Source organism: Streptomyces sp. NPDC049585 (assembly GCF_040675615.1).
GTDB classification, from domain to species: Bacteria; Actinomycetota; Actinomycetes; order Streptomycetales; family Streptomycetaceae; genus Streptomyces; species Streptomyces luteosporeus.
The window spans coordinates 16,567-43,335 of record NZ_JBFAPE010000042.1 but is presented as its reverse complement, the minus strand read 5'-3'; the positions used below and the strand labels follow the sequence as shown (position 1 = coordinate 43,335).

At 72.3% G+C, this 26,769-nt stretch carries 26 protein-coding genes and 1 riboswitch; of the genes, 7 read left to right on the top strand and 19 right to left on the bottom strand.

Annotated features, from left to right (window positions below):
* Nucleotides 1-170 precede the first annotated feature (170 nt).
* A complete protein-coding gene (locus AB0K17_RS27925) occupies nucleotides 171-407 on the top strand; it encodes a (2Fe-2S)-binding protein (RefSeq protein ID WP_365984664.1) in 237 nt (78 codons plus the stop codon).
* A gap of 173 nt (nucleotides 408-580) precedes the next feature.
* Here AB0K17_RS27925 and bfr read toward each other — a convergent pair whose 3' ends face one another.
* Nucleotides 581-1,069 (bottom strand): bacterioferritin, encoded by a 489-nt coding sequence (gene bfr, locus AB0K17_RS27920; RefSeq protein WP_365969357.1) that lies wholly within the window; start codon nucleotides 1,067-1,069, stop codon nucleotides 581-583.
* A gap of 159 nt (nucleotides 1,070-1,228) precedes the next feature.
* Here bfr and AB0K17_RS27915 point away from each other — a divergent pair, with 159 nt between their 5' ends.
* Complete coding sequence (locus tag AB0K17_RS27915; protein ID WP_365969358.1) at nucleotides 1,229-1,885, top strand: sulfite oxidase-like oxidoreductase; 657 nt, start codon at nucleotides 1,229-1,231, stop codon at nucleotides 1,883-1,885.
* A gap of 8 nt (nucleotides 1,886-1,893) precedes the next feature.
* On the opposite strand, the gene AB0K17_RS27910 is transcribed toward AB0K17_RS27915, so the two are convergent.
* From AB0K17_RS27910 to AB0K17_RS27885, 6 genes are all read right to left on the bottom strand, one after another.
* The gene (locus AB0K17_RS27910; RefSeq protein WP_365969360.1) at nucleotides 1,894-2,658 is read right to left on the bottom strand and encodes an endonuclease/exonuclease/phosphatase family protein; all 765 of its coding nucleotides are present in this window, start codon (nucleotides 2,656-2,658) and stop codon (nucleotides 1,894-1,896) included.
* 4 nt (nucleotides 2,659-2,662) lie between these two features.
* A complete protein-coding gene (locus tag AB0K17_RS27905) occupies nucleotides 2,663-3,604 on the bottom strand; it encodes an ROK family glucokinase (protein ID WP_365969361.1) in 942 nt (313 codons plus the stop codon).
* A 57-nt stretch (nucleotides 3,605-3,661) separates the two neighbouring features.
* A complete protein-coding gene (locus tag AB0K17_RS27900) occupies nucleotides 3,662-4,114 on the bottom strand; it encodes a DUF5304 domain-containing protein (RefSeq protein ID WP_365969362.1) in 453 nt (150 codons plus the stop codon).
* A 56-nt stretch (nucleotides 4,115-4,170) separates the two neighbouring features.
* Entirely contained in the window at nucleotides 4,171-5,400 is a 1,230-nt protein-coding gene (locus tag AB0K17_RS27895) for an ArsA-related P-loop ATPase (RefSeq protein ID WP_365969363.1), read from the bottom strand.
* 57 nt (nucleotides 5,401-5,457) lie between these two features.
* Entirely contained in the window at nucleotides 5,458-5,904 is a 447-nt protein-coding gene (locus AB0K17_RS27890) for an SRPBCC family protein (RefSeq protein WP_365969364.1), read from the bottom strand.
* 96 nt (nucleotides 5,905-6,000) lie between these two features.
* Nucleotides 6,001-6,768: a metallophosphoesterase gene (locus tag AB0K17_RS27885; RefSeq protein ID WP_365969365.1), complete on the bottom strand. Its 768-nt coding sequence runs from the start codon at nucleotides 6,766-6,768 to the stop codon at nucleotides 6,001-6,003.
* Between the two features lie 277 nt (nucleotides 6,769-7,045).
* Between AB0K17_RS27885 and AB0K17_RS27880 the strand changes: the two genes are divergently transcribed.
* The gene (locus tag AB0K17_RS27880; RefSeq protein WP_365969366.1) at nucleotides 7,046-8,845 is read left to right on the top strand and encodes an AMP-dependent synthetase/ligase; all 1,800 of its coding nucleotides are present in this window, start codon (nucleotides 7,046-7,048) and stop codon (nucleotides 8,843-8,845) included.
* 28 nt (nucleotides 8,846-8,873) lie between these two features.
* Here AB0K17_RS27880 and AB0K17_RS27875 read toward each other — a convergent pair whose 3' ends face one another.
* Nucleotides 8,874-10,016 (bottom strand): glycosyltransferase family 4 protein, encoded by a 1,143-nt coding sequence (locus tag AB0K17_RS27875; protein WP_365984665.1) that lies wholly within the window; start codon nucleotides 10,014-10,016, stop codon nucleotides 8,874-8,876.
* Between the two features lie 132 nt (nucleotides 10,017-10,148).
* Here AB0K17_RS27875 and AB0K17_RS27870 point away from each other — a divergent pair, with 132 nt between their 5' ends.
* Nucleotides 10,149-11,387, top strand: a complete 1,239-nt coding sequence (locus AB0K17_RS27870) for a glycosyltransferase family 87 protein (protein WP_365969367.1) — start codon at nucleotides 10,149-10,151, stop codon at nucleotides 11,385-11,387.
* Between the two features lie 57 nt (nucleotides 11,388-11,444).
* Here AB0K17_RS27870 and AB0K17_RS27865 read toward each other — a convergent pair whose 3' ends face one another.
* From AB0K17_RS27865 to AB0K17_RS27850, 4 genes are all read right to left on the bottom strand, one after another.
* Nucleotides 11,445-12,590, bottom strand: coding sequence for a hypothetical protein (locus AB0K17_RS27865; protein WP_365969368.1), 1,146 nt, complete (start codon nucleotides 12,588-12,590; stop codon nucleotides 11,445-11,447).
* 35 nt (nucleotides 12,591-12,625) lie between these two features.
* Complete coding sequence (locus AB0K17_RS27860; protein WP_365969369.1) at nucleotides 12,626-13,699, bottom strand: NlpC/P60 family protein; 1,074 nt, start codon at nucleotides 13,697-13,699, stop codon at nucleotides 12,626-12,628.
* 251 nt (nucleotides 13,700-13,950) lie between these two features.
* Nucleotides 13,951-15,009 (bottom strand): NlpC/P60 family protein, encoded by a 1,059-nt coding sequence (locus AB0K17_RS27855; RefSeq protein ID WP_365969370.1) that lies wholly within the window; start codon nucleotides 15,007-15,009, stop codon nucleotides 13,951-13,953.
* Nucleotides 15,010-15,231: 222 nt separating this feature from the next.
* A complete protein-coding gene (locus AB0K17_RS27850) occupies nucleotides 15,232-16,584 on the bottom strand; it encodes an NYN domain-containing protein (protein ID WP_365969391.1) in 1,353 nt (450 codons plus the stop codon).
* Between the two features lie 212 nt (nucleotides 16,585-16,796).
* Between AB0K17_RS27850 and AB0K17_RS27845 the strand changes: the two genes are divergently transcribed.
* Nucleotides 16,797-17,528: a rhomboid family intramembrane serine protease gene (locus AB0K17_RS27845; protein ID WP_365969371.1), complete on the top strand. Its 732-nt coding sequence runs from the start codon at nucleotides 16,797-16,799 to the stop codon at nucleotides 17,526-17,528.
* On the top strand, nucleotides 17,525-17,806 hold the full coding sequence (locus AB0K17_RS27840; RefSeq protein ID WP_344439374.1) for an Lrp/AsnC ligand binding domain-containing protein: 282 nt from the start codon (nucleotides 17,525-17,527) through the stop codon (nucleotides 17,804-17,806). Before AB0K17_RS27845 ends, AB0K17_RS27840 begins: the two co-directional genes overlap by 4 nt.
* 4 nt (nucleotides 17,807-17,810) lie before the next feature.
* On the opposite strand, the gene AB0K17_RS27835 is transcribed toward AB0K17_RS27840, so the two are convergent.
* The 6 genes from AB0K17_RS27835 to AB0K17_RS27810 all read right to left on the bottom strand — a co-directional run bounded on the left by AB0K17_RS27835 (nucleotide 17,811) and on the right by AB0K17_RS27810 (nucleotide 24,897).
* A complete protein-coding gene (locus AB0K17_RS27835) occupies nucleotides 17,811-19,172 on the bottom strand; it encodes an aminotransferase class V-fold PLP-dependent enzyme (RefSeq protein WP_365969372.1) in 1,362 nt (453 codons plus the stop codon).
* A 136-nt stretch (nucleotides 19,173-19,308) separates the two neighbouring features.
* Nucleotides 19,309-19,424: riboswitch (SAM riboswitch) on the bottom strand.
* Nucleotides 19,425-19,502: 78 nt separating this feature from the next.
* Nucleotides 19,503-20,567 (bottom strand): anthranilate phosphoribosyltransferase, encoded by a 1,065-nt coding sequence (gene trpD, locus AB0K17_RS27830; protein WP_365969373.1) that lies wholly within the window; start codon nucleotides 20,565-20,567, stop codon nucleotides 19,503-19,505.
* A 154-nt stretch (nucleotides 20,568-20,721) separates the two neighbouring features.
* On the bottom strand, nucleotides 20,722-22,353 hold the full coding sequence (locus AB0K17_RS27825) for a cytochrome bc complex cytochrome b subunit (RefSeq protein WP_365969374.1): 1,632 nt from the start codon (nucleotides 22,351-22,353) through the stop codon (nucleotides 20,722-20,724).
* Nucleotides 22,350-23,402 (bottom strand): Rieske 2Fe-2S domain-containing protein, encoded by a 1,053-nt coding sequence (locus tag AB0K17_RS27820; protein ID WP_344439382.1) that lies wholly within the window; start codon nucleotides 23,400-23,402, stop codon nucleotides 22,350-22,352. The genes AB0K17_RS27825 and AB0K17_RS27820 overlap by 4 nt, the downstream gene beginning before the upstream one ends.
* On the bottom strand, nucleotides 23,399-24,208 hold the full coding sequence (locus AB0K17_RS27815) for a c-type cytochrome (protein WP_365969375.1): 810 nt from the start codon (nucleotides 24,206-24,208) through the stop codon (nucleotides 23,399-23,401). Before AB0K17_RS27815 ends, AB0K17_RS27820 begins: the two co-directional genes overlap by 4 nt.
* Nucleotides 24,209-24,276: 68 nt before the next feature.
* A complete protein-coding gene (locus AB0K17_RS27810) occupies nucleotides 24,277-24,897 on the bottom strand; it encodes a heme-copper oxidase subunit III (RefSeq protein ID WP_344439385.1) in 621 nt (206 codons plus the stop codon).
* Nucleotides 24,898-25,054: 157 nt separating this feature from the next.
* Between AB0K17_RS27810 and AB0K17_RS27805 the strand changes: the two genes are divergently transcribed.
* Nucleotides 25,055-25,456 (top strand): hypothetical protein, encoded by a 402-nt coding sequence (locus AB0K17_RS27805; RefSeq protein ID WP_365969376.1) that lies wholly within the window; start codon nucleotides 25,055-25,057, stop codon nucleotides 25,454-25,456.
* A gap of 31 nt (nucleotides 25,457-25,487) precedes the next feature.
* On the opposite strand, the gene AB0K17_RS27800 is transcribed toward AB0K17_RS27805, so the two are convergent.
* Complete coding sequence (locus AB0K17_RS27800; RefSeq protein ID WP_365969377.1) at nucleotides 25,488-26,747, bottom strand: Ig-like domain-containing protein; 1,260 nt, start codon at nucleotides 26,745-26,747, stop codon at nucleotides 25,488-25,490.
* Nucleotides 26,748-26,769: the final 22 nt, after the last annotated feature.

Here is a 26,769-nt window from a genome sequence, read left to right as displayed (position 1 = left end):
TGCGACGAGTCAAGCAGCGCGCGCGACGCCGACCAAGAAGCGATCAGCACTCGCGGCGATCAGCAGTCCCCACGGCGTTTCCGTGCATTGTCTTTCGGCCACCCCGCCGGGTAAGGTAAGGGTTACCTTATTGATCAATCGGTCGGAACGACCGGCGAGGCGGTGACCGCGTGTACGTCTGCTCGTGCTTCGGCATCACGGAGCAGCAGGTGCGCGACCACGCGGACCGGGGCGCCTGCACGCCCCGCCAGATCGCCTCGGCCTGCAAGGCCGGCACCGACTGCGGCAGCTGCGTGCGCCGCATCCAGGCCCTGCTCGGCCGCGGCGCCTGCCCCCGCCGCGAGCTCGCCGACCGCGGCGGGAGCGACGTCCTCGCCGCGGAGCCCACGCTGACACGGGCGGCCTGAGCGCCCCGTCAGGGGCGCGGGGAACTGCGCGACAAGCCACGACGTGCCCGCAGACGAAGTGCCGGACCCCGGGGCAGCGCGTCGGCTGCAGGCCACCGGTGGCTGATCGCGCAGTTCCCCGCGCCCCTACCCGGCGCCGTGGCGTCGCACCACGAAGATCCGCCGGACAGGGCCTAGGCGCTGCCGCCGTTCTCCTGCTCGATGTACTGGGCGAGGTACAGCGCCTCCCCCAGCTTCTCGATCAGCTCCAGCTGGGTGTCGAGGTAGTCGATGTGGTCCTCCTCGTCGGCGAGGATCGACTCGAAGATGTTGGCCGAGGTGATGTCGCCCTTGGCCCGCATGACCTCCACCCCGCGCCGCAGCCGGTCGATGGCCTCGACCTCCACCTGCCGGTCGGCCTGGAACATCTCGGTGATCGTCTGACCGATCCGGACGTGGAAGAGCCGCTGGTAGTTGGGCAGCGCCTCCAGGAAGATGATCCGGTCGGTGAGGGTCTCGGCGTGCCGCATCTCGTCGAAGGACTCGGCGCGCGTATGCGAGGCGATCTTGGTCCAGCCGTGGTGCTCCTGCAGCTTGGCGTGCAGGAAGTACTGGTTGATGGCGGTCAGCTCCGCCGTCAGCTGCTCGTTGAGGAACTCGATGACCTCGGGGTCGCCCTGCATCGCCAAGGCTCCTTCCCAGCGGTGATGATCCAGTGGATTGCGCGCATCCTCGCACCGGCGCCGGAAGTCGTCCAGTAAGTGCACACTTATCCGGGTCGTCCGGTTATGCCTGATCATCCTTGGTCATCAGCACCCACCACCGTCTGACACCATTGAGGCATGGGGCCCTCTGAAGACACCGAAAGCCGCAAAGGAGAGCGCCCCCAGCCACCGCTGGGCGGTGCCCCCACGCTGCCTCCGGGACAGCGCCTCCAGCGCGGCTGGCCGGTGACGCACTACGGGCCGGTGCCGAAGTTCCGGCCCGAGCGCTGGGAGTTCCGCGTCTTCGGCGCGACCTCCGACGGCGGCAAGCACTGCTGGACGCACGAGGAGTTCACCGCCCTGCCGTACAGCACGGTGGTGGGCGACCTGCACTGCGTGACGAAGTACAGCATGCTCGGCGCCGAGTGGGGCGGTGTGAGCGCGCGGACGCTCCTGGAGCTCGCCCCGCCCGCGCCCGAGGCCACCCATGTGATGGTGTGGGCCGAGTACGGCTTCAGCTCCAACCTGCGCATGTCCGACTTCGCGGCGGAGCGGACCATCTTCGCCACGCACAAGGACGGCGAGCTGCTGACCGCCGAGCACGGCTTCCCGGTACGCCTGGTCGTCCCCCACCTCTACGCCTGGAAGGGCCCCAAATGGGTGCGCGGCGTGGAGTACATGACCGCCGACCGGCGGGGCTTCTGGGAGGAGCGCGGGTACCACAACATCGGTGACCCGTGGCGCGAGCAGCGCTACTCCTACCAGGAGGAACCGGGCGACGGCCCCGAGCTGTAGCCGGGCGCTCAGCCGGAGGCGGGCACCCGCAGGGCCGCCAGCACCGGCAGGTGGTCCGTCGCGGCCCTGAGGTCCGCCTCGGTGACGCCGGCCAGCCCCATGGGCACCCCGCACCCCAGCACCTCGACGCCGGGCGTCGCGAAGAGCGCGTCGATGCGTTTGGGGGGATCGCCCAGGCGCGTGGTGTTCTCCCGCCCCCACGGGCGCACCGCCCAGCCGTCCTGCAGGTGCTCCGCCAGCAGGCGAAACGTCCGGCCGTCGGGACGGTCGTTGAGGTCGCCGGCGACGACGGCGTGGGGGACGCCGAGGCCGGCGAGCCGCTCCAGCACCAGCCGCCCTTGCTCGTACCGCTCGTCCGCGTCGATGCTCAGGTGGCAGCTGACGACGCCCAGCCGGGCCGAGGGCCCGAAGCGCAGCACGGCCGTGGCCAGCCCGCGCTGGTGCAGCCCCGGGGTGCGCGGCAGCAGGACGTCCTCGGTGCGCTCGGCGTGCGCCCGCAGCGTGGTCAGGAGCATCGGTCCGGAGGCGGTGCCGCCGCCGGTGACGTACACCAGCCCCGTCTGCCGCGCGAGGCGGGCGGCGGCCTTGCGCCAGCGGAAGAAGCGCGGCGCCTCCTGCACGCAGACGACGTCGGGCGCGCACGCCCGGATCACCCGGGCGAGCGCTCCGACGTCGTCGCGCAGGGAGCGCACGTTGTAGCTCAGCACGCGCACGACCGCCGAGCCGTCCGGCTCGGTGCGGGAGGCCGGCAGGTCCGGCAGCGTGCCGAGCACGGGCTCAGCCCTGACGGGCCAGGTCCGCCGCGCCCACCAGGCCCGCCTTGCCGCCGAGCTGGGCGGCGAGCACCTGCGCGTGCGGGCGCCACTGGCTGCCGACGAGCCAGCGCTTGAAGGACTTGCGGATCGGGTCGAGGACGAGGTCGCCCTCGTCGGAGACGCCGCCGCCGACGATGAACGCGGAGGGGTCGAAGAGCGAGGCCAGGTCGGCGAGGCCGGCGCCGGCCCAGCGGGCGAGCTCGCGGAAGGAGTCGATCGCCACCGGGTCGCCCTGGCGGGCGGCATCGGAGATGTGCTTGCCCTGGATGCCCTCGGCGGTGCCGTCGCCCAGGGAGAGCAGGACGGTGGCGTTCTCCGGGGTGGCCTGGGCGCGCTGGCGGGCGTAGCGCACGAGGGCGCGGCCGGAGGCGTACTGCTCCCAGCAGCCCTGGCTGCCGCAGCCGCACAGCAGGCCGTCCGGCACGACACGGATGTGGCCGAACTCGGCGGCCACGCCGAAGCGGCCGCGGCGCAGCTTGTTGCCGATGATGATGCCGCCGCCCAGGCCGGTGCCCAGGGTGATGCAGATGACGTCGTCGTGGCCCTGGCCGGCGCCGAAGCGGTACTCGCCCCAGGCGGCGGCGTTGGCGTCGTTCTCGACGACGACCGGCAGGCCGACGCGCTGTTCGACCTTGTCCTTCAGGGCCTCGTGGCGCCAGTTGATGTTCGGGGCGAACAGGACGGTGGCCCGCTTGTCGTCCACGTAGCCGGCGGCGCCGATGCCGACGGCCTCGACCTCGAAGCCCTCACTGACCGTGCGCACCGCGTCCGCGATGGCGTCGATGACCCCTTCGGGAGTCTCCGGGGTCGGCACCTTGCACGTCGCCAGGATCGTGCCCTCTTCGTCGACCACACCGGCCGCGATCTTGGTACCGCCGATGTCGACGCCGATGGTGAGTCCCATGTGTCCCTCAGTTTTTCGCTCGATCCCCGCCGTGACCCACCGTACCCGAGCAGCGGATCAGTCGAGGTCGATGCGGTGGTTCTCGCCCGAGGAGGGGCCCTCGTCGCCGCCGGAGCGGGGGGCCGGGGGCTCGCCGCGCGTCCAGCGGGCCTCCTGGCGGTGGACGGCCGCGCGGTAGGCGGCCAGCAGCTCGGAGCCGGCGCCGGCGAGGTGGTCGAAGACCTCCGGGTTGCGCTCGATGACCGGCTCGACGACGGAGCGGGCGCGGTCGACGAAGTGCCGCACCGCGACCTGGGCGGTGGGGCCGCCCAGGGGCAGCTGGATGGCGGCGACCTTCTCGGCCACCGCGTCGACGAGTCTGCGCAGCTCCTCGGCCGCGCTGCCGGGCTCCTGCGGGCCGCCGCGCCCGTGGCGGGCCCGCTCGGCGGCGAGGTCCTCGGCGCAGGCCCGTTCCCAGGCGTCGGGGTCGGGCTCCCGGCCGGGGCCGGGGCGCTCGGTGGGATCGCTCATGACGGACTCCTGCACGCGGTATTTCCTCCGACGTTACCCGAACGACGCCCGGGCGTTCAGGGCGTCCTCGGCCAGAGATCGGGATCGGGCACGAAGCGTACGCACAGCTCGCCGTCGCGCAGCGCGGCGCCCGAGACGCTGCACCGGCGCAGGGCGGAGGGCAGCGGCAGCACGCGGCGGAACGGGCCGACGGACAGGACGAGTTCGTCGCCGCGCCGCACCAGGTCCAGCTCCTCGCGGCGGGCGCCGGGCAGGGGCAGGTGCCAGGTCAGCATCCCGTCGGTGGCCAGGCGGTCCGCCACCCGCCAGGGGTCGGCGCTCTCGCGGCCGTCCGGCGGCAGGGTGGCGCGGGCGGCGAGCAGGGCCAGGTCCTGCGCCCCGCGCGGGGAGCGCCCGAGGTGGGGCAGCTCGCGGACGGTGACGCCGTCGGCGAGGAACTCCTCGCACAGCTCCTTGTGGGCGCCCTGCTGCTCGGCGGCCAGGCCCGCGAGCCAGGGGTCGGCGGAGCCGTCCGGCAGCAGGCGGTTGGCCACCAGGGAGTCGATCCGGCAGCCGTGCAGGGCCAGGCCGGCCCGGGCGGTGCGCAGCGCCTCGGTGGCCACGGCGCCGGGTTCGGCGACGAGCCGTACGGTCGTGTCCGGCGCCTCGATCACCTGCCGTACGGCGGCGAGCTCCTGCTGCCACTGGGCGGCGGTCTCGTACAGCCGCTGGGCGGGCATCGGCACGCGGGCCAGCTGGGCGAGGACGGGGCGCAGGGCGCGGGCGGCCTGGCGCTCGGGGGGCAGCAGGCGCTCGAGGTAGCGGCCGAGCTGCTCGGGCAGGGCGAGCAGGGCGACGGTCTCGTGGACGGGCGGCATGTCGACGACGAGCGTCTGCCACCGGTCCGCGTCGGCGTGGGCGGCCCGCAGGGCGGCCAGCAGCGCCAGCTGGCCGGCGCCGGGCAGTTCGGTGAGCTCCTCGGGGTCGAGGGGGCTCGCGCCCAGCAGGTCGAACACGGAGGCGCCGCGCTGCTGCAGGTCGCCGGCGAGGGTACGGAAGTGCTCGCCGGGGGCGATGCGGGCGACCCACAGGCCGGGGGCCGCCTCGGTGGGCGGGGCCCACGGCGCCCGGCCCCGGGCCCCGCTCTCGGGGGTCAGCGGCGTGCCGAGGACGGCGTCCGGGGTGGGCCCCCGGTCGCTGGTGAGCAGCAGCACGCGGCGTCCGGTGCGGGCGGCGGCCAGGGCAGTGGCCGCCGCCACGGTGGTGCGGCCCGCGCCTCCGGGACCGGTGACGAGGACCGTGCGCACGGTGGAGCCTTCCGGTGGTTCGTTGCGGTGCGTCGAGAGTGCGTCGAGGTGACGGCGTTACGAGGCCGTGCCCTCGACGCGCTTCTTCAGGCCGTCCAGGGCGCGGTCGATGATGACCTTCTCCGCCTTGCGCTTGATCATGCCGAGCATGGGGATCTTGACGTCGACGGTGAGGGTGTAGGTCACCTTGGTGTGCTTGCCGCCCGCGGCGGGCTCCAGGCTGTAGGAGCCGTCGAGCTGGCGCAGCATCTGCGACTTCACCAGGGACCACTGGACGACGTTCGGGCCCGGCCAGCTGTAGGCCAGGGTGTGGTCGTCCTTGATGGCGCCGGCGTCCAGGACCAGGCGCACCTTCGCGGCGCGGTCCTGCTCGTCCCGCTCGAGCACCTCGGCCTGCTTGACCTCGCCCGTCCACTCCGGGTAGCGGTCGAAGTCGGCGATGACCGACATGACCTCGGCGGGGGTCGCCTCGATCGTGATATCCGAGCTGGTGTGTTCCGCCATCTGCGTGGCTCCTCCGTACCGGTGCGCGGCGTCGGCTTGCCGGATGGGATTCCCGGCGATCGTTGTCTGCCGGTGAAGGCTACCTCCCGCTGCGCGTCACCACTCCAGCACCCACGGTGTGCTCGTGGACGCGAAGTGGCCGACATTGACGCACTCGGTCGCGCCCACGCGCATGCGCCGGGCGAGCGGCTGGTGGACGTGGCCGAAGAGGGCGTAGCGCGGGCGCACGGCGCGGATGGTCTCCAGCAGGGCGGCGCTGCCGCGCTCGAAGCGGCGGGCGACGGTGTCGTAGCACAGCTCGGGCACGTCGGGCGGGATGTGCGAGCACAGCACGTCGACCTCGCCGAGGGCGGCGAGCTTGGCGGCGTAGGTCTCCTCGTCGATCTCGTAGGGGGTGCGCATGGGCGAGGGCAGGCCGCCGCCGACGAAGCCGAAGACCAGTCCGCCGATCTCCACGCGCTCGCCGTCGAGCACGGTGGTGCCGGGGCGGGCGTACTCGGGCCACAGCGGCGGCACGTCGACGTTGCCGTAGGTGGCGTAGGTGGGGGTGGGGAAGGCGGCGAACAGCTGCGCGTACTGCTTGCGCACGGCCTGCTCGACGACGGTCCTGCGGTCGCCGCCCACCGAGTCCCACAGGCCGCGGGAGAGGGCGCGGGCCTCCTCGAAGCGGCGGGCGGTGCGCAGCTCGACGATGCGGTCGGCGGCCTCGATGCCGAACAGTTCGGGGAAGATGCCGCGCGAATGGTCGGCGTAGTCGAGGAAGAGGACGAGATCGCCGAGGCAGATCAGGGCGTCCGCGCCGTCGCCGGCACGCGCCAGTCCCTCGGCGTTCCCGTGCACGTCGCTGACCACATGGACTCGCATGCCGCTCACCCTAGGGTGCGGGCGGCTGCCACAGGAAGGGCCCCGACCTGCGGTTACTTCCCGGTTACCCGGCGGAGGGGCTAGGGTGCGGGGAGCGGTCCGGTGGCATGTGACGCACGGAACATCTGGGCGTGACCCTCTATTCGAAAGACGTACTGGTGGGTAACGTCCGGGCAGTCCACGCTGTCCAGCACCCCCTGCCTGATCAATGGACCGCAGCCGACGCAGCGCCCCTCGACGACGCGGCGGCGCCGGCGCCCGACGAGGAGCAGCAGTCTTGCGCGAGTTCAGCCTTCCGGCCCTGTACGAGGTCCCCGCCGACGGCAACCTGACGGATCTCATCCGCCGGAACGCCTCCGTGCACCCCGATGTCGCGGTCGTGGGGCGCAAGGTCGGCAGCCGCTGGGAGGACGTCACCGCCGCCGCCTTCCTCGCCGAGGTGCGCTCCGCCGCCAAGGGCCTGATGGCCTCCGGCATCAAGCCCGGCGACCGCATCGGCCTGCTCTCGCGCACCCGCTACGAGTGGGCCCTGCTGGACTTCGCCATCTGGAGCGCCGGCGCGGTCACCGTCCCGGTCTACGAGACCAGCTCCCCCGAGCAGATCCAGTGGATCCTCGGCGACTCCGGCGCCGTGGCCTGCCTGGTGGAGACCGCCGCCCACGAGGAGGCCGTCGACTCCGTGCGCGACCGGCTGCCCGACCTCGCCCACGTGTGGCGGATCGAGGGCGGCGGCGCGATCGAGCAGCTGCGCGACGCCGGCGCGGGGATCGGCGACGAGGAGGTCGACGAGCGCAGCGCGCTGGCCACCGCCGACTCCCCCGCCACCATCGTCTACACCTCCGGCACCACCGGCCGCCCCAAGGGCTGCGTGCTCAGCCACCGGGCCTTCTTCGCCGAGTGCGGCAACGCCGTCGAGCGGCTCAAGCCGCTGTTCGACACCGGCGAGTCCTCCGTCCTGCTCTTCCTGCCCGCCGCGCACGTCTTCGGCCGGCTGGTCGAGGTCGCCTCCGTCCTCGCGCCCATCAAGCTCGGCCTCGTCAGCGACATCCGCAACCTCACCGAGGACCTGCAGGGCTTCCGCCCCACCCTCGTGCTCGGCGTGCCCCGGGTCTTCGAGAAGGTCTACAACGGAGCCCGCGCCAAGGCCCAGGCCGACGGCAAGGGGGCGATCTTCGACAAGGCCGCCGAGACCGCCATCGCCTACAGCCGCGCCCTGGACACCCCGGCCGGCCCCTCCTTCGGGCTGCGGATCAAGCACAAGGTCTTCGACAAGCTCGTCTACTCCAAGCTGCGCGCGGTCCTCGGCGGCCGCGCCACGCACGCCATCTCCGGCGGCGCCCCCCTCGGCGAGCGGCTCGGCCACTTCTACCGCGGCATCGGCTTCACCGTGCTGGAGGGCTACGGCCTGACCGAGTCCTGCGCGGCCACCGCCTTCAACCCCTGGGACAAGCCCCGCATCGGCACCGTCGGCCAGCCCCTGCCCGGCTCGGTGATCCGCATCGCCGACGACGGCGAGGTGCTGCTGCACGGCGAGCACCTGTTCACCGGCTACTGGAACAACGAGACCGCCACCGCCGACGCGATGAGCGACGGCTGGTTCCACACCGGCGACCTCGGCACCCTCGACGAGGACGGCTTCCTGCGCATCACCGGCCGCAAGAAGGAGATCATCGTCACCGCCGGCGGCAAGAACGTGGCCCCCGCGGTCATCGAGGACCGCATCCGGGCCCACGCCCTCGTCGCCGAATGCATGGTCGTCGGCGACGGCCGCCCCTTCGTCGGCGCCCTCGTCACCCTCGACGAGGACTTCCTGCCCCGCTGGCTGGAACGCCACGGCAAGCCGGCCGACCTGACCGCGGCCGAACTCGTCGACGACCCCGAGCTGCTGGCGGACGTGCAGAAGGCGGTGGACGACGGCAACGCGGCCGTCTCCAAGGCGGAGTCGGTGCGCAAGTTCCGCATCCTGCCGGGGCAGTTCACGGAGGCCTCCGGCCATGTGACGCCGTCGCTGAAGCTCAAGCGCAACGTGGTGGCGAAGGACTTCGCGGACGAGATCGAGGCGATCTACCACGGGTGACGGGGGCTCCGCCCCCGGGGCCCCGGCCCTACAGCAACTCCTTCAGGCGCTCCGCCAGAAGGTCCCAGCGCCAGCGCTCCTCGACCCACTCGCGGCCCCGGCGGCCCATGCGCTCGCGCAGCTCGGGGTCGCGCAGCAGGGTGATGATGCGCTCCGCCGCCTGTGCGGCGGAGCCGCCGCGCACCACGTAGCCCGTCTCGCCCTCCAGGACGGCGTCCGGGGCACCGCCCGAGTCGCCCGCCACCACCGGCAGGCCCGTCGCCGACGCCTCCAGGTAGACGATGCCCAGGCCCTCGACGTCCAGCCCGCCCCGGCGCGTACGGCAGGGCATCGCGAAGACGTCGCCGGCCCCGTAGTGGGCCGGCAGCTCCTCCCACGGCACGGCGCCCGTGAAGCGGACCGCGTCCGCCACGCCCCGCTCGGCGGCCAGCTTGCGCAGGTCCCCCTCGTACGGGCCGCCGCCGACGACGAGCAGCACCGCGTCCGGCACCGCCGCCAGGATCCGCGGCATCGCCTCGATCAGGGTGTCCTGTCCCTTGCGCGGCACCAGCCGTGAGACGCACACCACCACCGGCCGGTCGGCGAGGCCGAGCCGGGCGCGGACCTCGGCGCCGCCGGAGGCCGGGTGGAAGGTCTTCTCGTCCACGCCCGGCGGCAGTTGCACCATGCGGGCCGCGGCCTCGTCCGTCACGGCGGCGGCGATGCGCGAGCGCGTGTACTCGCCCAGGTAGGTCAGGGTGTCGGTGCCCTCGCCGATCCGGCGCAGCAGCTGCCGGGCGCCCGGCAGCTGCGCCCAGCCCGCCTCGTGCCCGTGCGTGGTGCCCACGATCCGCCGCGCGCCCGCGCGGCGCAGGGCCGGGGCCATCAGCCCCAGCGGGGCCGCGGCCCCGAACCACACGGAGCTGCAGCCGTGTTCCCGCAGCAGCTCGCACGCGCGTCGGGTCACCCTCGGCGTCGGCAGCAGCATCGTGGTGCGGTCCCGGACGACGGGGAACGGCTGCTCCGCGTCGAACCGGGCCGTGGCCGCACGGCCCTCGTGGCCGTGCTTCCAGGTCGAGGCGTAGACGACGATGCCCGCGGGGTCCAGGCGCAGCGCCATGTTGTGCAGGAACGCCTGGATGCCGCCGGGGCGTGGCGGGAAGTCGTTGGTGACGATCAGGGTCTTGTGCAGGCTCTTGTGCATCGCCGCCGACAGTACCGGGTGCATTGGGGGGTGAACCGCGCCACGTCCCGCCACGTCGTCGCGCGGTGGCGCCCCGGAACGGCATCATTCCCTTCAGTGACGGTGCGACGGAGGTGAGTGATGGTGGCGGGCACTGGTCTGCGACTCTCGATCGTGGTGTGGGCCGTCACCCGGGCCGTACTGCTGATGTGCGTCTTCCGCGTGTGGGACATGCCCGGCTCGGACGTCTCCGTCGACATCGAGGTGATCTATCAGGGCTGGTACGGGGTGCTGCGCACCGGCATCTACCCGTACGACGACGTCACCTGGCAGTACCCGCCCGCCGCCGCGCTCGCGGTCCTCTCCCCCGCGCTGCTGCCGTTCCTCGGCTACGCGCCCGCCTTCTTCACCGTCTGCCTCGCCGCGGACGCGGCCATCATGGGCATGCTGCTGTACGCGGCCCGCGGCGGCCGGCGCAGCCCGCTGGGCGTGTGGGTATGGGTCGCCGGAGTGCCGCTGCTGGGGCCCATCGTCTACGCCCGCTACGACGTGATGGTCACCGCCGTCGCGGTGGCGGCCCTGCTCGCCTCCCGCCGCCGCACCCGGCTGTCGGGGGCGCTCACCGGATTCGGGGCGCTGCTGAAGGTCTGGCCCGTCCTGCTGCTCGTCGGCACCCCGCGCGGCCGCCGCACCCGCTCCACGTGGGGCGCCGCCCTGCTGACGGTCGCGGTGCTCACCATGCTGTTCACCGCCGCGATGCCCGGGGCCCTGGCGTTTCTCACCTTCCAGCGCGACCGCGGCACGGAGGTCGAATCCCTCGGCTCCCTCGTCTTCCATCTGGCCCGGCACGCCGGCTGGCACGGCAAGGCCCGGCTGAACTACGGCTCGGTGGAGTTCCTGGGCCGCCACGTGCACGCGGTGAGCGCGCTGGCCCTGCTGCTGAGCGTGCTGGCCTTCGCCTGGCTGCTGGTGTGGCGGGTACGGGCCCGCCGCTTCACCGCGACGACGCCGTACGACGCGGCGTTCGCGGCGGTGCTGCTGTTCACCACGACGAGCCGGGTGATCAGCCCCCAGTACATGGTGTGGCTCATCGGGCTGGGCGCGGTGTGCGTGACGATGCGCACGCCGCGGCAGCAGCTGCCGGTGCTGCTGGTGCTCCTTGCGGCGCCGCTGACGCAACTGGAGTTCCCCATCTGGTTCTCGCACGTCGTCGCCAGCGACAAGCTGGGGGTGGCGACGCTGACCCTGCGGAACGCGCTGCTGGTGACGGCGACGGTGATCTCCTGCCGGCGGCTGTGGCGCGAAACCGTGCTCCCACGGGGGAAGGCGGGCACGCAGGAACCGGACCCGCCCCGGGAGTCGGCGCTGGTGGGCCACTGACCACCACGGTCCTCGATCGCCGGACGGGCTTTCGGGAAGGGGCGGGGTGGGGGGAAATCAAAACGCCTCGGCCACGTACTCGCGCCACTGGGCCGTGAACGCGGCCTCGCTCACGCCGAGCGCGCCCCACAGGCCCCCGCGCCCGGCGGCGCGGTACGCGGCCACCAGCCGCTCCTCCCCCCACCGCTCCGCGATCAGGCGGCACGCCAGCCAGCCCCCCTCGTACGCGCGTGCCAAGCGCCCCGCGTCGCCGGTGAAGGCGAAGTCGGTGTCCGGCGGCAGCCGGTCGGGCGGGGCGCCGCCGGCGACGGTGCCGGCGAGTTCGGGGGCGATCTGACGCGGTGTGCGGGCCGTGCCGCGGTAGGCGACCCAGTCGGCGAAGCCCTCCGAGAGCCACATCGGTGTCGAGCGGGTCGTGGCGTCGCGCGTGGCCGCGTGGGTGGTCTCGTGGGTGAGGACGACCCGCCGTCCGAAGTCGCCGAGTTCGGCGTAGGCCTCGGGGTTGACGACGATGCGGTCCTCGGTGGTGACGGCGGCGATGCCGCGGTATTTGGAGGGTGGGGAGTCGAGGAGGGCGGCCATGCGGTCGAGGGTGGCGGGGAGTTCGACGACGACGCGCCGGGGCCAGGGGCCGGGCCAGGCCGCGGTGACGGCGGGGACGGCCCGGTCGGCGAGGTCGGCGAGGTCCTTGAGACGGCCGCGGTCCTGGTCGACGCCGAGGACGAGGGTGCTGGTGCCGTGCACGGCGGTGAGGGTGCCTTGTTCCCACAGCTGGTTGCCGGCGCGGGTGGCGTCCTGTCCGGTGACGTACCAGCGTTCGCCGTGCCGGGCGACGGTCAGTCGGACCGGCACGGTGGCGGTGGTGCCGCCGTAGCCGGCGATGCGGTAGCGCAGCTGGGCTTCGGCGGTGGTGCCTTTGAGGCTCTTCAGCCGGTATTCCCAGGTGGCGAGGGGGAGTGCGGCGAGGTTGGCGTAGACGCGGCGGCGCTCGGCGCGGTAGCGGTCGGCGGCGGGGTCGACGGCGTCGAGGTAGGCGTTCTCGTTCTTGTCGCGGACGGCGGCGGCCCAGCGTTCGAGCAGCCGGCGCACGCCTTGGGTGCCGGTTTCGTGGGGTGGGGTGCTGCAGCCCGCGAGGACGAGCAGGGCCGCGGCGGCGGCTGCGTACGCCGCGCGCCGTCGCTTCCCTCCGCCACCGCCTGTCACGCCCGCATCGTACGGGCAGGGGTGGCGCGGCCGGTTCAGGGGCGGGTGACGGAGGAGATCGGCATCATGTCGGCGCGGTCGTAGCGGACGCGGGCGCCGGGGTAGGGGGCGTGGACGACCTGACCGCCTCCGACGTACATGCCGACGTGGCTGGCGTCGTCGCGGTAGATGACGAGGTCTCCGGGGCGGGCCTCGGAGAGGGAGACGTGGCGTCCGGCGTGCCGCTGGGCCTGGGAGGTGCGGGGCAGGCCGACGCCGGCGCGGCCGTAGGCCCACTGCATGAGGCCGGAGCAGTCGAAGGCGGTGGGTCCGTTGGCGCCCCAGGCGTAGGGCAGGCCGACGGCCTGGCGCACGGCCATGGCGGCCAGGGCGCCGCGGCCGGAGCCGCCGAGGGAGGAGAGGTCGGGCAGGGCGGGTGCGGCGGCGTGCAGGGGGCCGGCGGGGCGTTCCTCGGAGCGGGAGGAGCGGGCGTACTGGGCGCGTTCGGCGTCGGGGAGGGTGTCGAGGAGCCGGCGGGCGGCGGAGAGCCGGGATTCGACCTCGCGTTTGTGGGCGTCGACGGCCCGGCGGGTGTCCTCGAGTTCGGCGAGGGTGCGGGCGGCTTCCTGGCGCTGCTGGCGCAGGGTGCGCTGGGCGGCGAGGAGGGCGTGGAGTTGTTCGGCCTGGCGTCCGGTCACCCGGTCGAGGGTGCTGGCCTTGTCGAGGTAGCCGTCGGGGTCGCAGGAGAGCAGCAGTTCGAGGGCGGGGTCGACGGCGCCGCTGCGGTACTGGGCGGTGGCCATCATGCCGAGGGTGCCGCGCATGCGGTTGACCTGTTCCTGGCCGCGGGCGACGCGGTCGGTGGCCCGTTCGACCTGCTCGCGCAGGGCGTCGGCGCGCTCGCCGGCGGCGTTGAACTTCTCCGTGGCCCGTTCGGCCTGCTCGTAGAGCCGGTCGAGTTGGGCGCGCACCGTTCCGGCGGGCTTGACGTCCTCGGCGCCGTCGCCGGGGGTGGCGGTGGCCGGGGCCGCCGAGAGGGCGGCCGCGGCGGTGGCCACGGCGGCGGAGAGCACGCTGACCCGCATGCCCGGGACGCGGCCGGAGGGAGCGATACGGCGATGGGACGCCACGGGGCGGCGCACTCCTTCCTGACGTGCGGCCCCTGCCGCCCGGTGACGGGCGGACGACGGCCGGGCGCCGCGCGGCAGACAGTAGCGGCGCGCTCACCCCGTGTTCAAAGACCTTCGCCTGCGAAGGCTTATGCGAGACGCCGACGCCCCGCTCAAGGTGCAGGTCACCGGCGGGGCGTGCGGTCAGTTGCCGTAGTCGTCATTCCCTCGAAAGGGCGGCATGGCGCGCTGGCGCGCCCGGTGGCGGTCCGTCAGCCGATGCGGACGCCGAACTGGAAGGGCATGTTGCTCATGGCCTCGTAGCGCACGCTGGCGCCCGGCTTGGGGGCGTGCAGGGTCATGCCGTTGCCGGCGTAGAGGCCGACGTGGTGCAGGTCGCCGTAGAAGAGCACCAGGTCGCCGGGCTTGAGCTGGCTCTGGTCGTAGATGCGGGTGCCGTCGTTGGCCTGTTCCTGCGAGGTGCGGCTGATGTCGACGCCGGCCTGGGCGTACGCCCATGAGGTCAGGCCGGAGCAGTCGAAGGAGCTAGGGCCGGTGGCGCCCCAGACGTAGGGGGAGCCGACCTTGCCGTCGGCGGCCGCGAGGGCGGCGGCGCCGCGGCCGGAGCCGGCGGGGATGTTGGGCCGGCTCGCGGAGCGGCCGGCGCGGGCGCCGTCGGTGGAGTGGCCGTCCTTGCCCTGGGTGCTGCCGCCGCTCTCGCCGGTGATCTCGGCGCGTTCCTTGGCGGAGAGGGAGTTGAGCTGTTCCTGGGCGGCGGCGAGCTTGCCCTGGATGTCCTTCTTGTTCTCGCTGAGCGCCTTGCGGGTGGATTCGAGGTCGGCGAGCTTGCCGGTGGCCTCGGCGCGCTGCTGACTCAGGCTGCGCTGCTTGGCGGCTATCTGGCGCAGCGTCTCGGCCTGCTTGGCGGTGAGCTGGCCGAGGGTGGAGGCGTCGCGCAGGTAGCTCTCGGGGTCGGAGGAGAGCAGCAGTTGCAGGGCGGGGTCGAGGGAGCCGGTGCGGTACTGGGCGGTGGCCATGGCGCCGATGCCGGCGCGGAGCTTGTTGAGCTCCTCCTGGCCGCGGGCCACCTTGTCCTGGAGGTCGCCGACCTCCTTCTCCAGCTTCTCCTGCTTCTCCTTGGCCCCGTTGAACTTCTCGGTGGCCTGCTCCGCCTCTTCGTAGAGCTTGTCGACCTTGGCCTTGGCGTCCGAGGTGGAGGGCGCATCGGCGTGGGCCGCCTGCGCGGAGAGGGCGACGGCCGCTGCGGCGGTCGCGGTCAGCACGCCGGCACGGGCGCGGCTCGGCTGCTTGGGACGACGGTGGGACGCCACGGAGTCGAGCTCCTTCATCTGCCTCGGCCGCCGGCGCTGCCGCGCGGTCGCGCGCGCACGGCGGGACCTTCACCACCATCCCGAATGAATGATCGCCGAGTGAAGGTTCGAGGCCCGACCCTAGTGAGCGGAATGTGATCCTTTCAAATTCTCAAGCGAAAAAATTCCGTCAGAACCCCATCCTTTACCTGCCGGACACGTTCCGTAGCCGACGGGCGACGATCAGGGACGGGCAAGTCGCTTGAGCAGCAGGGCCGATGAGACCGGCCGGGCACCCGCCTTGGCCACGCCGTCGGCCACCTCGCGGTCGGTGGAGACCACCACCACCGGCCGGCCGGGCGGCTCGGCCCGCACCAGCTGGCGGATCAGCTCGTCCGCCGTCACGCCGGGCTTGCTGAAGAGCACCCGCACCCCGCGCGGCGGCGCGAGCAGCACCGGGGCCGCCAGCTCCGCACCGTCGAAGACGCAGGTCACCTCGGCGCCGGTGCGGGCGGCCAGCATGGCCAGGCCGCCCAGCAGCCGCAGCCGCTGCTTGTCCAGCGGCATGGTGGGATAGCCGGTCTTGGTCACGTTGTAGCCGTCGACGACCAGGTGCGTCTGAGGCAGCGCCAGCAGCTGGTCGAGGAGGGCCGGATCGGTCTCCGACAGGGCCCGGGTGGCGATGTCCTTGGGCGACATGGTGCCCGGGCGCACCGCGTCGACGGTGTCCGCGGGGCGTACGGAGACGGGGGGCAGCGCCAGTTCGCGGCGCAGGCCCTGGGCCGCGTCCAGCACGGAGTCCAGCAGCAGGCGCAGCCGCATGTCCTCCACGCTGCGGCCCTCGCGGGCCGCCCGGCGGCTGGCCTCCAGGGCCGCCTCGGCCTCGGCCAGGCGCGCCTTGACGCGGCGCGTCTCGCCCTGGGCCGCCGCCTTGTCGGCCTGGGCCTCGGCGCGCACGGCCTCCAGCTCCTCGCGGGCCTTGCGCAGGGCCGCCTCGCCGCGCCGCACGTCGCTGTCGGCGCTGCGCAGCTTGCGGCGCAGCCCCTCGGCCTCCTTGCGGGCCGCGTCCAGCTCGGCGCGCATCCGCTCGGCCTCGGTGCGGGCCTCGGCCCGTACGGTCGCGAGCTCCTCGCGCAGGCGCTGCAGCTCGCGCTGCGCCTCCTCGCCGGCGCGCTCGGCGCCGGCCCGGGCGGCCTCCTCGCCGGCGGCGGTGACCAGCTTGACCCAGCCGGGCGGGCGCAGCACGAAGGCCATGGCCGCCACGTCCTCGGGGTCGGCGGCGGCGGGCGGGGCACCGGATTCCAGGGCCTCGGCGAGTTCGGAGCCGCTCTCGCGCAGCTTGGCGCCGATGCGCTGGCGGAAGGCGGCGTCGCCCTCCACGGCGGCGGCCATGGCGTTGCCGGCGAACTTCGCGCGCCGGCTCGGGGTGAACCGGGCGTACTGCCGCAGCTGTGCGGGCAGTTCCGCGACCGTCAGCTGACCGAAGGCATCGGCGACGAGCCCGACGACGCGCCGCCTGATGCCCTCGGGCAGGGGACGGTCGAGCACCTCCAGGACGCCGTCGTCGGCGCCACCGGCGTCACCGGCCGCCTCCACGCCGTCCCTGTGCTCCACCACCGCTTCACCGCTCCCGTTCCTCAGGCCGTCGCACCCGGCCGCTCCGCAACGCTCATGGTCTCGTCCGTCCTCGTCGAGTGCTCCTCGTAACCCTACGGCCTGCGGGCCACCGGACACGGTGGTGCGGGCCCATGGCCGCCTCCCGGCGAGGCGCTTGGTGCCGGTTGCGCCCGGTACGCCATGATCTGGTCATGATCGCAGCGGCTGCGCCCGGGAAGGCGGGCACCCCCTGGGTGACCTGGACGCTCCTGACCGTGTGCGGGGTGGTCTTCCTCGCCGGGCCCGCCTCCGGACTCAGCCCCTCCTACGGCAGCGGCACGGCCCTGCTGACCGCGCAGACCGAGTACTTCCAGCGCTGGGGGGTGGTGCCGGCGGAGCTGTGGCACGGCTCCCCCACGCATCTGATCACCCCGCTCACCGCGCTGTTCGTGCACGGCAACTGGCTGCACCTGCTGGGCAACATGCTCTTCCTCTACGTCTTCGGTGCCATGACCGAGGCGCACCTGGGACATGCCGCCTTCGCCCTGTGCTACCTCGTCACCGGCTATCTGGCCCTGCTCGGCTACGCGGTCGTGCACGCCGGCTCCGACCGCACGCTGGTGGGGGCGTCCGGCGCCATCTCCGGTGTGCTCGGCGCTTTCCTCTATCTCTTCCCCAGGGCCCGGGTGACCAGCCTCTTCCCGTTCCTCTTCTTCCTGCCGCTGCGCTTTCCCGCCTGGGTCGTGCTGCTGTTCTGGTTCGCCCTGCAGTGGCTGGCGGCGGGCACGGAGGCCGGGCGGCCGGGCGTGGCCTACCTCGCCCACGTGCTGGGATTCGCACTCGGATTCGGCTACGCCTGGGTCCACCCGACGCCTGCGGTTAGAGTGAGGGCCGCAGCCGGGGCCACCGAATCCGGGTCCACCGAAGGAGACAGAACGACGTGATCACCTCGATCGTGCTCATCAAGACCGACGTGGACCGCATCCCCGAGATCGCCGAGTCGATCGCCGCGCTGGACGGCGTGAGCGAGGTCTACTCGGTCACCGGCGCCTACGACCTGATCGCGATCGTGCGGGTGGCCCGGCACGACGACCTGGCGGACGTCATCCCGGGCCGCATCAGCAAGGTCACCGGCGTCACCTCGACGGAGACGCACATCGCCTTCCGCACCTACTCCCAGCACGACCTGGAAGCGGCCTTCGCCATCGGCCTGGACAACTGACGCCTCACGCCGCCCGCTGCGCCGGCACGCAGCGGCCGCCCTCCGTGCGGTAGAGCCACCGCGCGCCGCCTGCGACCAGTTCGCGCACGGCCCCCACGAACCGCTCCACGTGCTCGTCGGGGGTACCGGCGCCGAAGCTGACGCGTACGGCGCTGTGGGCACGGTCCTCGTCGGGCGCACCGCACTCCCCCGCCTCCTCCTGCCCGGCGCCCAGCAGCGTGCGCACCAGCGGGTGGGCGCAGAAGAGCCCGTCGCGGACCCCGATGCCGTACTCGGCGGACAGCGCGGCGGCCAGGTGCGAGCTGTTCCAGCCCTCGACGACGAAGGAAAGCACGCCCACGCGCGGGGCGTCGGGACCGAACAGCGACAGCACCCGTACACCCGGCACCTCGGCGAGGCCCTCGCGCACCCGGGCCACCAGGTACCTCTCGCGCGCGACGAGGCCCTCGAAACCCGCCTCGGTCAGGGCCCGGCAGGCGGAGGCGATGGCATAGGCGCCGATGACGTTGGGCGAGCCGGCCTCGTGCCGGGCGGTGGAGGTGTGCCACTCGGTCTCCAGGCGGCCGTCGGGGAGCCGGGTGACCCGGCGGCTGGCGCCGCCGCCGGCCAGGTACGGCTCGGCCTCGCGCAGCCAGTCGGGGCGGCCGGCCAGCACCCCGGAGCCGAAGGGTGCATACAGCTTGTGGCCGGAGAAGGCGACCCAGTCGACGTCGAGTTCCCGGATGTCCACGGGGTGGTGCGGGGCGAGTTGGGCGGCGTCCAGCACGATGCGCGCGCCGTGGGCGTGCGCCGCGGCCGCCAACTCCCGTACGGGCCACAGCTCTCCGGTGACGTTGGAGGCGCCGGTGACGCAGACCAGCGCGGGCCCATGGGGCTCGCGGTCCGCGAGGGCCCGCTCCAGGGTCGCGACGGCCTCCGCGGGGGTGCGGGGTGCGGGCAGGCAGGTGACGCGGCCCTCGCCCCAGGGCAGCAGCGCGGCGTGGTGCTCGGTCTCGAAGACGAACACCCGGCAGCCGGCGGGCAGGACGGTCGCCAGCAGGTTGAGCGAGTCGGTGGTGGAGCGGGTGAAGACGACCTGGTCGTCCTCGCGGCAGCCGAGGAAGCGGGCGACGGTGGCCCGGCTGTTCTCGAAGAGGTCGGTGGACAGCTGCGAGAGGTATCCGGCGCCGCGGTGCACGCTGCCGTAGTACGGCGCGTACGCGGCGACGTCGTCCCACACGCGGCGCAGGGCCGGGGCGCTGGCGGCGTAGTCGAGGGCCGCGTACGTCACCTCGCCCCCGGTGACGAGCGGTACGCGGACGTCGTTCCCCAGAACGGGCAGCGGGGGACGAACCGGACTTTCGGTGGCGACGGCGGCGGCAGGCATGGCGAACTCCCGTACGTGACAGGCGAGCAGAGGAAGGGGGATACGCTCGAAAAGGGCTCGAAGGGGCTCTTCGAGCCCTAGCGCATTCGCTGCATCACGGAAGGATCTCCCTCGACGACCAGGATCCCTGGCGAGGGATCCGCGCTTGCCGCAGACGTCCTGCCTGCGGCCCGGTCATCACCCGGGGCACCCCGCCACGGAAGGAGGGTTGCCGGACAGCAGGCCGGGGCCGAAACGCTGTCACTCGTGACCTGGCCAGGAGTATGGCATACGTGATCGCCCCGCGGAACCGTCGTTCCACGGGGCGAGACGCAACCGGCCGGAAGGGGGTCAGGCGTTGCTGGCCGCCACCCACTTCTCCAGCGTGCGCAGGGCGGCGCCGGAGTCGATGGACTCGGCCGCCCGCACCATCGCGGCGCGGATCTGCTCGGGCAGGGATGCGTCGGTGGGCGCCAGGGCCACCAGCGCCGCAGCGGAGTTGAGCAGCACCGCCTCCCGTACGGGGCCGGTCTCGCCGGCGAGCAGGCGGCGGGCGACGTCGGCGTTGTACGAGGCGTCGGCGCCGCGCAGCGCCTCCACCGGCACGATGTCGAGGCCCACCTCGCGGGGGTCGAAGGCCTCCTCGCGCACCCGGCCGTCACGCACGACCCACACCCGCGAGGTGGCGGTGGTGGTCAGCTCGTCCAGGCCGTCGTCGCCGCGGAAGACCAGGGCCGTCGAGCCGCGCTCGGCCAGCACCCCGGCCAGCACGGGCGCGATGCGGGGGTCGGCGACGCCGGTGGCCTGGGCGCGCACCCGGGCGGGGTTGGTCAGCGGGCCGAGTGCGTTGAAGGTCGTCCGGATGCCCAGTTCGCGGCGGGCCGGGGCGACGTGCCGCAGGGAGGGGTGGAACTTGACGGCGTTGCAGAAGGTGATGCCGGCCTCCTCGGCGACCTCCACCACCCGGCGGGGCGTCAGCTCCAGGTTGACGCCCAGCTTCTCCAGGACGTCGGAGGAACCACTGGCGGAGGAGGCGGCCCGGTTGCCGTGCTTGACGACCTTCGCGCCGGTGCCGGCCACGACGATCGAGGACATCGTGGAGATGTTGACGGTCTTGGCGCCGTCGCCGCCGGTGCCCACGATGTCCACACTGGGCCCGGGCACCTCGATGAGGTTGGCGTGCTGGTACATCGCGCGGACCAGGCCGGAGATCTCGGCGACGGTCTCGCCCTTGGCCCGCAGGGCCACGGCGAAGCCGGCGATCTGGGCGTCGCTGGCCGCCCCCCGCATGATCCGGTCCATGGCCCAGGCCGTGTCGTCGGCACTGAGATCCACGCCGCGCAGCAGGGCGTCCAGGATGCCCGGCCAGGAGGGGGCCACCGAGCGCTCGCCGCCAGATGGGGTCGCAACGTTCATGGTCCACACTCCTGGAGTGGTCTGGGGCGGGGCGCTCCACATGGCCCCGTCTGCCGTCCAGCCTATCGACCGGCCCCGGACGGCGAAGAGCCCCGTCCAAGCGATGGACGGGGCTCCTGCCGTGGCGATCAGTCGTCAGTGATCAGTCGGGGGATCAGTGGTGGCCGTGACCGCTGGTGATCTCCCGGTACTCCTCCGCGGTGGCCTTGGGGATCTGGGTCCCCTCGCCGTAGAAGCCCTTGGAGAGCTTCACGCGGAGCTTCTGGCCGGCACCGACCTTGCGGGCGACACCGTTCTCGTCCACCGCCGGCTCGAGCTCGAGCGGCTTGGGCTGCTCGTGCGAGGTCAGCGTGTGCAGCTGCTCCTGCGAGAGCGGCTCGTGGACCTCGATGAACTCACCGTGCGGCAGGCGCTTGATGACACCGGTCTCGCGACCGTGCAGCACCTTGTCCTTGTCGCGGCGCTGCAGACCCATGCAGATGCGGCGGGTCGCGATGAACGTCAGGACCGGGATCACGAAGAAGCCGACGCGGACGAACCAGGTGATGGCGTTGATCGACAGGTGGAAGTGGGTGGCCCACAGGTCGTTGCCACCACCGATCAGCATCACGAAGTACGCGGCGATCCAGGCGGCACCGAAACCGGTGCGCGTCGGGGCGTTGCGCGGGCGGTCCAGCAGGTGGTGCTCCCGCTTGTCGCCGGTGACCCAGGACTCGATGAACGGGTAGACCGCGATCGCGCCCAGCACCAGCGGGAAGATCACCAGCGGGATGAACACGCCCAGGACGAACGTGTGGCCCCAGACGTTGATCTCCCAGCCCGGCATCACACGGATGAGGCCTTCGGCGAAGCCCATGTACCAGTCGGGCTGGGCGCCGGTGGAGACCTGGTCCGGCCGGTAGGGGCCCATCGCCCAGATCGGGTTGATGGTCGCGATGGCGGCGATGGCCGCGATCACACCGAAGACCAGGAAGAAGAAGCCACCGGCCTTGGCCATGTAGACCGGCAGCAGCGGCATGCCGACCACGTTCTCGTTCTTCCGGCCGGGGCCGGGGAACTGCGTGTGCTTGTGGTAGAAGACCAGGATCAGGTGCGCCACCAGCAGGCCGAGCATGATGCCCGGCAGCAGCAGGACGTGGATCGAGAAGAACCGCGGCACGAAGTCCGAGCCGGGGAACTCGCCCCCGAAGAGGAACATCGAGATGTACGTGCCGATGACCGGCACGGACAGGATGGCGCCCTCCATGAAGCGGACACCGGTGCCCGACAGCAGGTCGTCCGGCAGCGAGTAACCGGTGAAGCCGGTGAACATGCCGAGGACGAACAGCAGGAAGCCGAACAGCCAGTTGACCTCACGCGGCTTGCGGAACGCACCGGTGAAGAAGACGCGCATCATGTGCACGAACATGCCGGCGAGGAAGATCAGCGCCGCCCAGTGGTGGATCTGCCGGATGAGCAGACCACCGCGCACGTCGAAGCTGATGTCGACGGTCGACTTGAACGCCTCGGACATCTGGACGCCCTGCAGCGGCTCGTAGGAGCCGTGGTAGACGACCTCGTTCATGCTGGGGTGGAAGAAGAGCGTCAGGTAGACGCCCGTCATGATGATGATGACGAAGCTGTAGAGGCAGACTTCGCCCAGCATGAAGGACCAGTGGTCCGGGAAGATCTTCCGCATGTTGACCTTGGCCAGGCTGTAGATGCCCAGTCGGCCGTCGGCCCAGTCGGCGACCCGCTCGCCCGCGGGTGCCTTGCGGCGATTGTCGGTAGCGGTTGCAGTGCTCATCCGCGCTCCCAGAAGGCAGGACCGACGGGCTCGGCGAAGTCGCCCATGGCCTCGAGGTAGCCCTTGTCGTTGACCTTGATCCGCAGCTGCGGAAGGGCGTGGCCGGCCGGGCCGAAGATCACGCGACCGCCGTCGGAGAGGTCGAAGGTGGACTGGTGGCACGGGCACAGCACGTGGTGGGTCTGCTGCTCGTAGAGGCTGATCGGGCAGCCGACGTGCGTGCAGATCTTGGAGAAGGCCACGATGCCGTCGGCCGACCAGTCGAGCTCGCGCTTGTCCTTGATGTTCTCCGGACGCAGCCGGACGATCATCAGGGCCGCCTTGGCGATCTCCTGCTGGAAGTCGTGGTCCTCCTCCTTCATGCCCTCGGGCATGGCGAAGGTCAGGGAGCCGACCTGGATGTCCTCGGGGCGCAGCGGCTGCATCGTGTTCTGGTTGATGAGCATCTTGCCCGCGGACCAGGCGGTCTTGCGCAGCTTGGTGCCGGGCAGCGGACCGAGGTCGCGCAGCAGCACCACACCGGAGAGCGGCACCAGGGCCAGCGCGCCGAACATGGTGTTGCGCAGCAGCTTGCGGCGGCCGAAGCCGGACTCCTCCGCGCCCTGCTTGAAGTCGGCCAGCACCTTGGCCTTGACCTCCGGGGAGGCCTCGATCGGGTGCCGGTCGTCGGCGTACTCGACGTCCGACATCAGGGTGCGGGCCCAGTGGACCGCGCCCGCGCCGATGCAGAACAGCGCCACGCCCAGGGTCAGGCCCAGCGCGAAGTTCAGCGCGCTGATGTGCCCGAGCGGGAAGACGTAGATGCTCTTGTCGACCGGGAGGGTCACGTAGGAGGCGATGAAGCCCACCGTGGCCAGCATCGACAGCAGGAACAGGAAGGCGACCACGCGCTCGGAGCGCTGGGCGGCCCGCTCGTCGATGTCCTGCTTACGGGGCTCGTGCGGCGGCAGTCCCGGGTCGGCGAACGGGTCGCCCGCGGTGGCTACGGCACCTTCGTGCGCGCCCTGCGCGCTCGGCAGGGTCTCTTCTGGAATGTCTTGGCTACTCATGACTTCTTGGCCTTGGCGGTGTGGGCGGCGACCCAGATGGCGACGGCGACCAGCGCGCCCAGACCGAAGATCCACGCGAACAGACCCTCGCTGACCGGGCCGAGACCGCCCAGTTCGAGGCCGCCCGGGCTCTTGGTCTTGTCGCTGTTGACCGTGTCGAGGTACGCGATGATGTCCTTCTTGTTCTTCTCGGACATCGTCGTGTCGGGGAAGGAAGGCATGTTCTGCGGGCCGGTCTGCATGGCCTCGTAGATGTGCTTCGGGTTGACACCCTCGAGCGACGGGGCGTACTTGCCGTTCGAGAGCGCGCCGCCCTTGCCGGTGAAGTTGTGGCACTGGGCGCAGTTCGTACGGAAGAGCTCCCCGCCCTTGGCGATGTCGGCGCCGTCGGGGCTGTACTGGCTCTTGGTCGGGGCGACCGGGCCCGCGCCGAGGGAGGCGATGTACGCGGCGAGCTGGTCGATCTCGGCCTGCGAGTAGATCACCTTCTTGCGGGGCGCCTGGGCGCCCTGCTGCTGCAGCGGCATGCGGCCGGTGGCGACCTGGAAGTCCACGGCGGCGGAGCCCACGCCGATCAGGCTCGGCCCGTCGGAGGTGCCCTGACCGCCGGTGCCGTGGCAGCTGGCGCAGCCCACGGAGTAGAGCTTCTTGCCCTCCTCGATGGCGAGGGACTGGGCGCTGTCATCGGCCTTGGCCGACTCGGCCGGCGCGAACGCGGCGTACAGCCCCCCGGTTACCGCCAGCGCGAAGAGTAGGACGACGACCGCCGCCAGCGGATGGCGTCGTCGTGCGGAGAGCTTTTTCACGGATTACCCCGGTGTCAGGATCTTCTGCGTCGATGCTGGACTGATGGTCCGGTGCGGGACGGGACCGATTACTTGATCAAGTAGATCGTGGCGAAGAGGCCGATCCAGACCACGTCGACGAAGTGCCAGTAGTAGGACACGACGATGGCCGCCGTCGCCTGGTGGTGGGTGAACCTCTTGGCCGCGTACGTCCTGCCCAGGACCAGCAGGAAGGCGATGAGACCGCCCGTCACGTGCAGGCCGTGGAAGCCGGTCGTCAGGTAGAACACCGAGCCGTACGGGTCGGAGGACAGGGACAGGCCCTCGTCCTTGACCAGGCTCGTGTACTCGTACACCTGACCGCCGATGAAGATGGCACCCATCACGAACGTGACGATGAACCAGGTGCGCAGCTTCTTGACGTCACCGCGCTCGGCCGCGAACACGCCGAGCTGACAGGTGAGCGAGGAGAGCACCAGGATCGTCGTGTTGGTCGCCGAGAACGGAAGGTTCAGGGCCGAGGCCATTTCCTTCCAGTGGTCGGCACCTGTCACCGATCGCAGGGTGAAGTACATCGCGAAGAGGGCCGCGAAGAACATCAGCTCGGAACTCAGCCAGATGATGGTTCCGACGCTGGTGAGGTTCGGTCGGTTGACCGAGGGGTGCGCGTGCCCGGTATCTACTGCTGTTGCTGTCGCCACGACCGACATTATGTCGGTCGCTTATCTCGCGCTCACTCCGGGGGGTGCCGTTCGGTGTGTCAAGACGCTGTGTGCTGCTCGTACGGCCCATCGCGGCCCCCGCGCGGAGTAGCATCCGCGCTGAGCCGTCCGTCCATGAGCGTCACTCCCACGACCTGGAGGAACGATGCAGCCGACCGCAACGGTGCTGGTGTACAGCGATGACGCGCACACGCGCGAACAGGTGCGGCTGGCGGGCGGCAGGCGCCCGGCCACCGGTCTTCCCGAGGTGGAGTACCTGGAGTGCGCCACGTTGCCGGCGGTGCTGCGGACCCTGGAGGAGCGTCGGGTGGACGTGTGCGTGCTGGACGGCGAGACGGCCCCTGCGGGCGGCATGGGGGTGTGCCGGCAGCTGAAGGACGAGGTCTTCCGCTGCCCGCCGGTGCTGCTGCTGATCGGCCGGCCGCAGGACGCCTGGCTGGCCTCCTGGAGCAGGGCGGAGGCCGTTGTCACCCATCCGGTGGATCCGGTGGCGTTCGCCGAGGCGCTGGCGGAGCTGTTGCGCCAGCGGCTGTCCATCGAGGCCTGAAGAGGCCGAAGGGGCCCAAGAGGCCCCGCACTCACACCTGGGGGCGCAGCCGGGCGGTGTCGGCCGGGCCGGTGCCCTCGCGCTTGCCGGCCACCAGGGCGCTGCCCTCGCGCCACTGCTTCCAGGGCATGTTCCAGTCGCCGAAGCCGTTGTCGAAGGGCGTCATGGTGGCCCCGGCGCTGCCGACGACCTTGACGATGTCGCCCACGCGCACGTTGTCGAAGAACCACTTGGCGTTGGCGGTGCTCATGCCGGTGCACCCGTGGCTGACGTTGTCCCAGCCCTGGGACCCCTCGGACCAGGGGGCGGCGTGCACGTACTCGCCGCTCCAGGTGACCCGGGTGGCCCAGTAGACCGGCAGGTCGTAGGCGTCGGAGCTGCCCTCGGAGATGCCGATGCTGGTGCCGCGCATGCGCACGAAGGACTCCTGGCCGAGGACGACCTTGATGCCGTTGCGGGTGGCGTAGCCGGGCTTGCCGGTGGTCACAGGGATGGAGCGGACCTCCTGGCCGTTCTTGAGCACCGTCATGTAGTGGGCGCTGGCGTCGGTGATGGCCTCCACCCGGTCACCGGTGGTCAGGTGGACGCCCTGCACCGGCCCGCCGTACAGCCCGCCGCCGACCTTGATGCCCTCCAGGGCCGCCTGGACGTCGATGGTGGCGTGCGCGGGCCAGTACTCCTGGGGGCGGTAGTGCAGGGTGCGGTTGTCCACCCAGTGCCAGGCGCCCTCCACCGGAGGGTCGGACTCCACCCGCAGGGTGCGCTCGACCACGGCCCGGGCGGCCGGGTCGGAGACCGGCTCGCTCAGCTCGGCGGTGATGGGCTGTCCGACGCCGTAGGTGCCGCTCTGCGGGCCGAAGGCGAGGCGCAGCACCCGCTTGGCCCGGCTGGTCTCGTAGTCGATCGTGCGGCGCCCCTGGGCGCCGTCCTCGTCCTCCGTGCTGACGCGCACGGTGTAGTGGACGCCGGCGGACAGGGCGCCGGTGCTGTGCCAGCGCGAGCCGTCGGGCGCGAGCTCGCCCTTGACGTAGCGTCCGGCGGCGTCGGTGACGGTGACGTCGGTGATGCGGTCGCCGCCGGTGGCCTCCACCTCCAGCGGCTTGGCCGGGTCCGCCTGCCGGGTCTCCCCCGCGCCGGCGACACCCACCTGGTCCGAGGCGTCGTACGGCCGGTCGGCCAGCGGGTTGCCCGATCCGCAGCCGGTGAGCCCCGGGGCCGCGCAGGCCAGCAGCAGGGCGCCGGCCACTGCCGTGCGGCCGCGCGCCGGACGGCGGCGAGGTGAGTGGTTCATGGTCATACCGTAGGAAAAACGG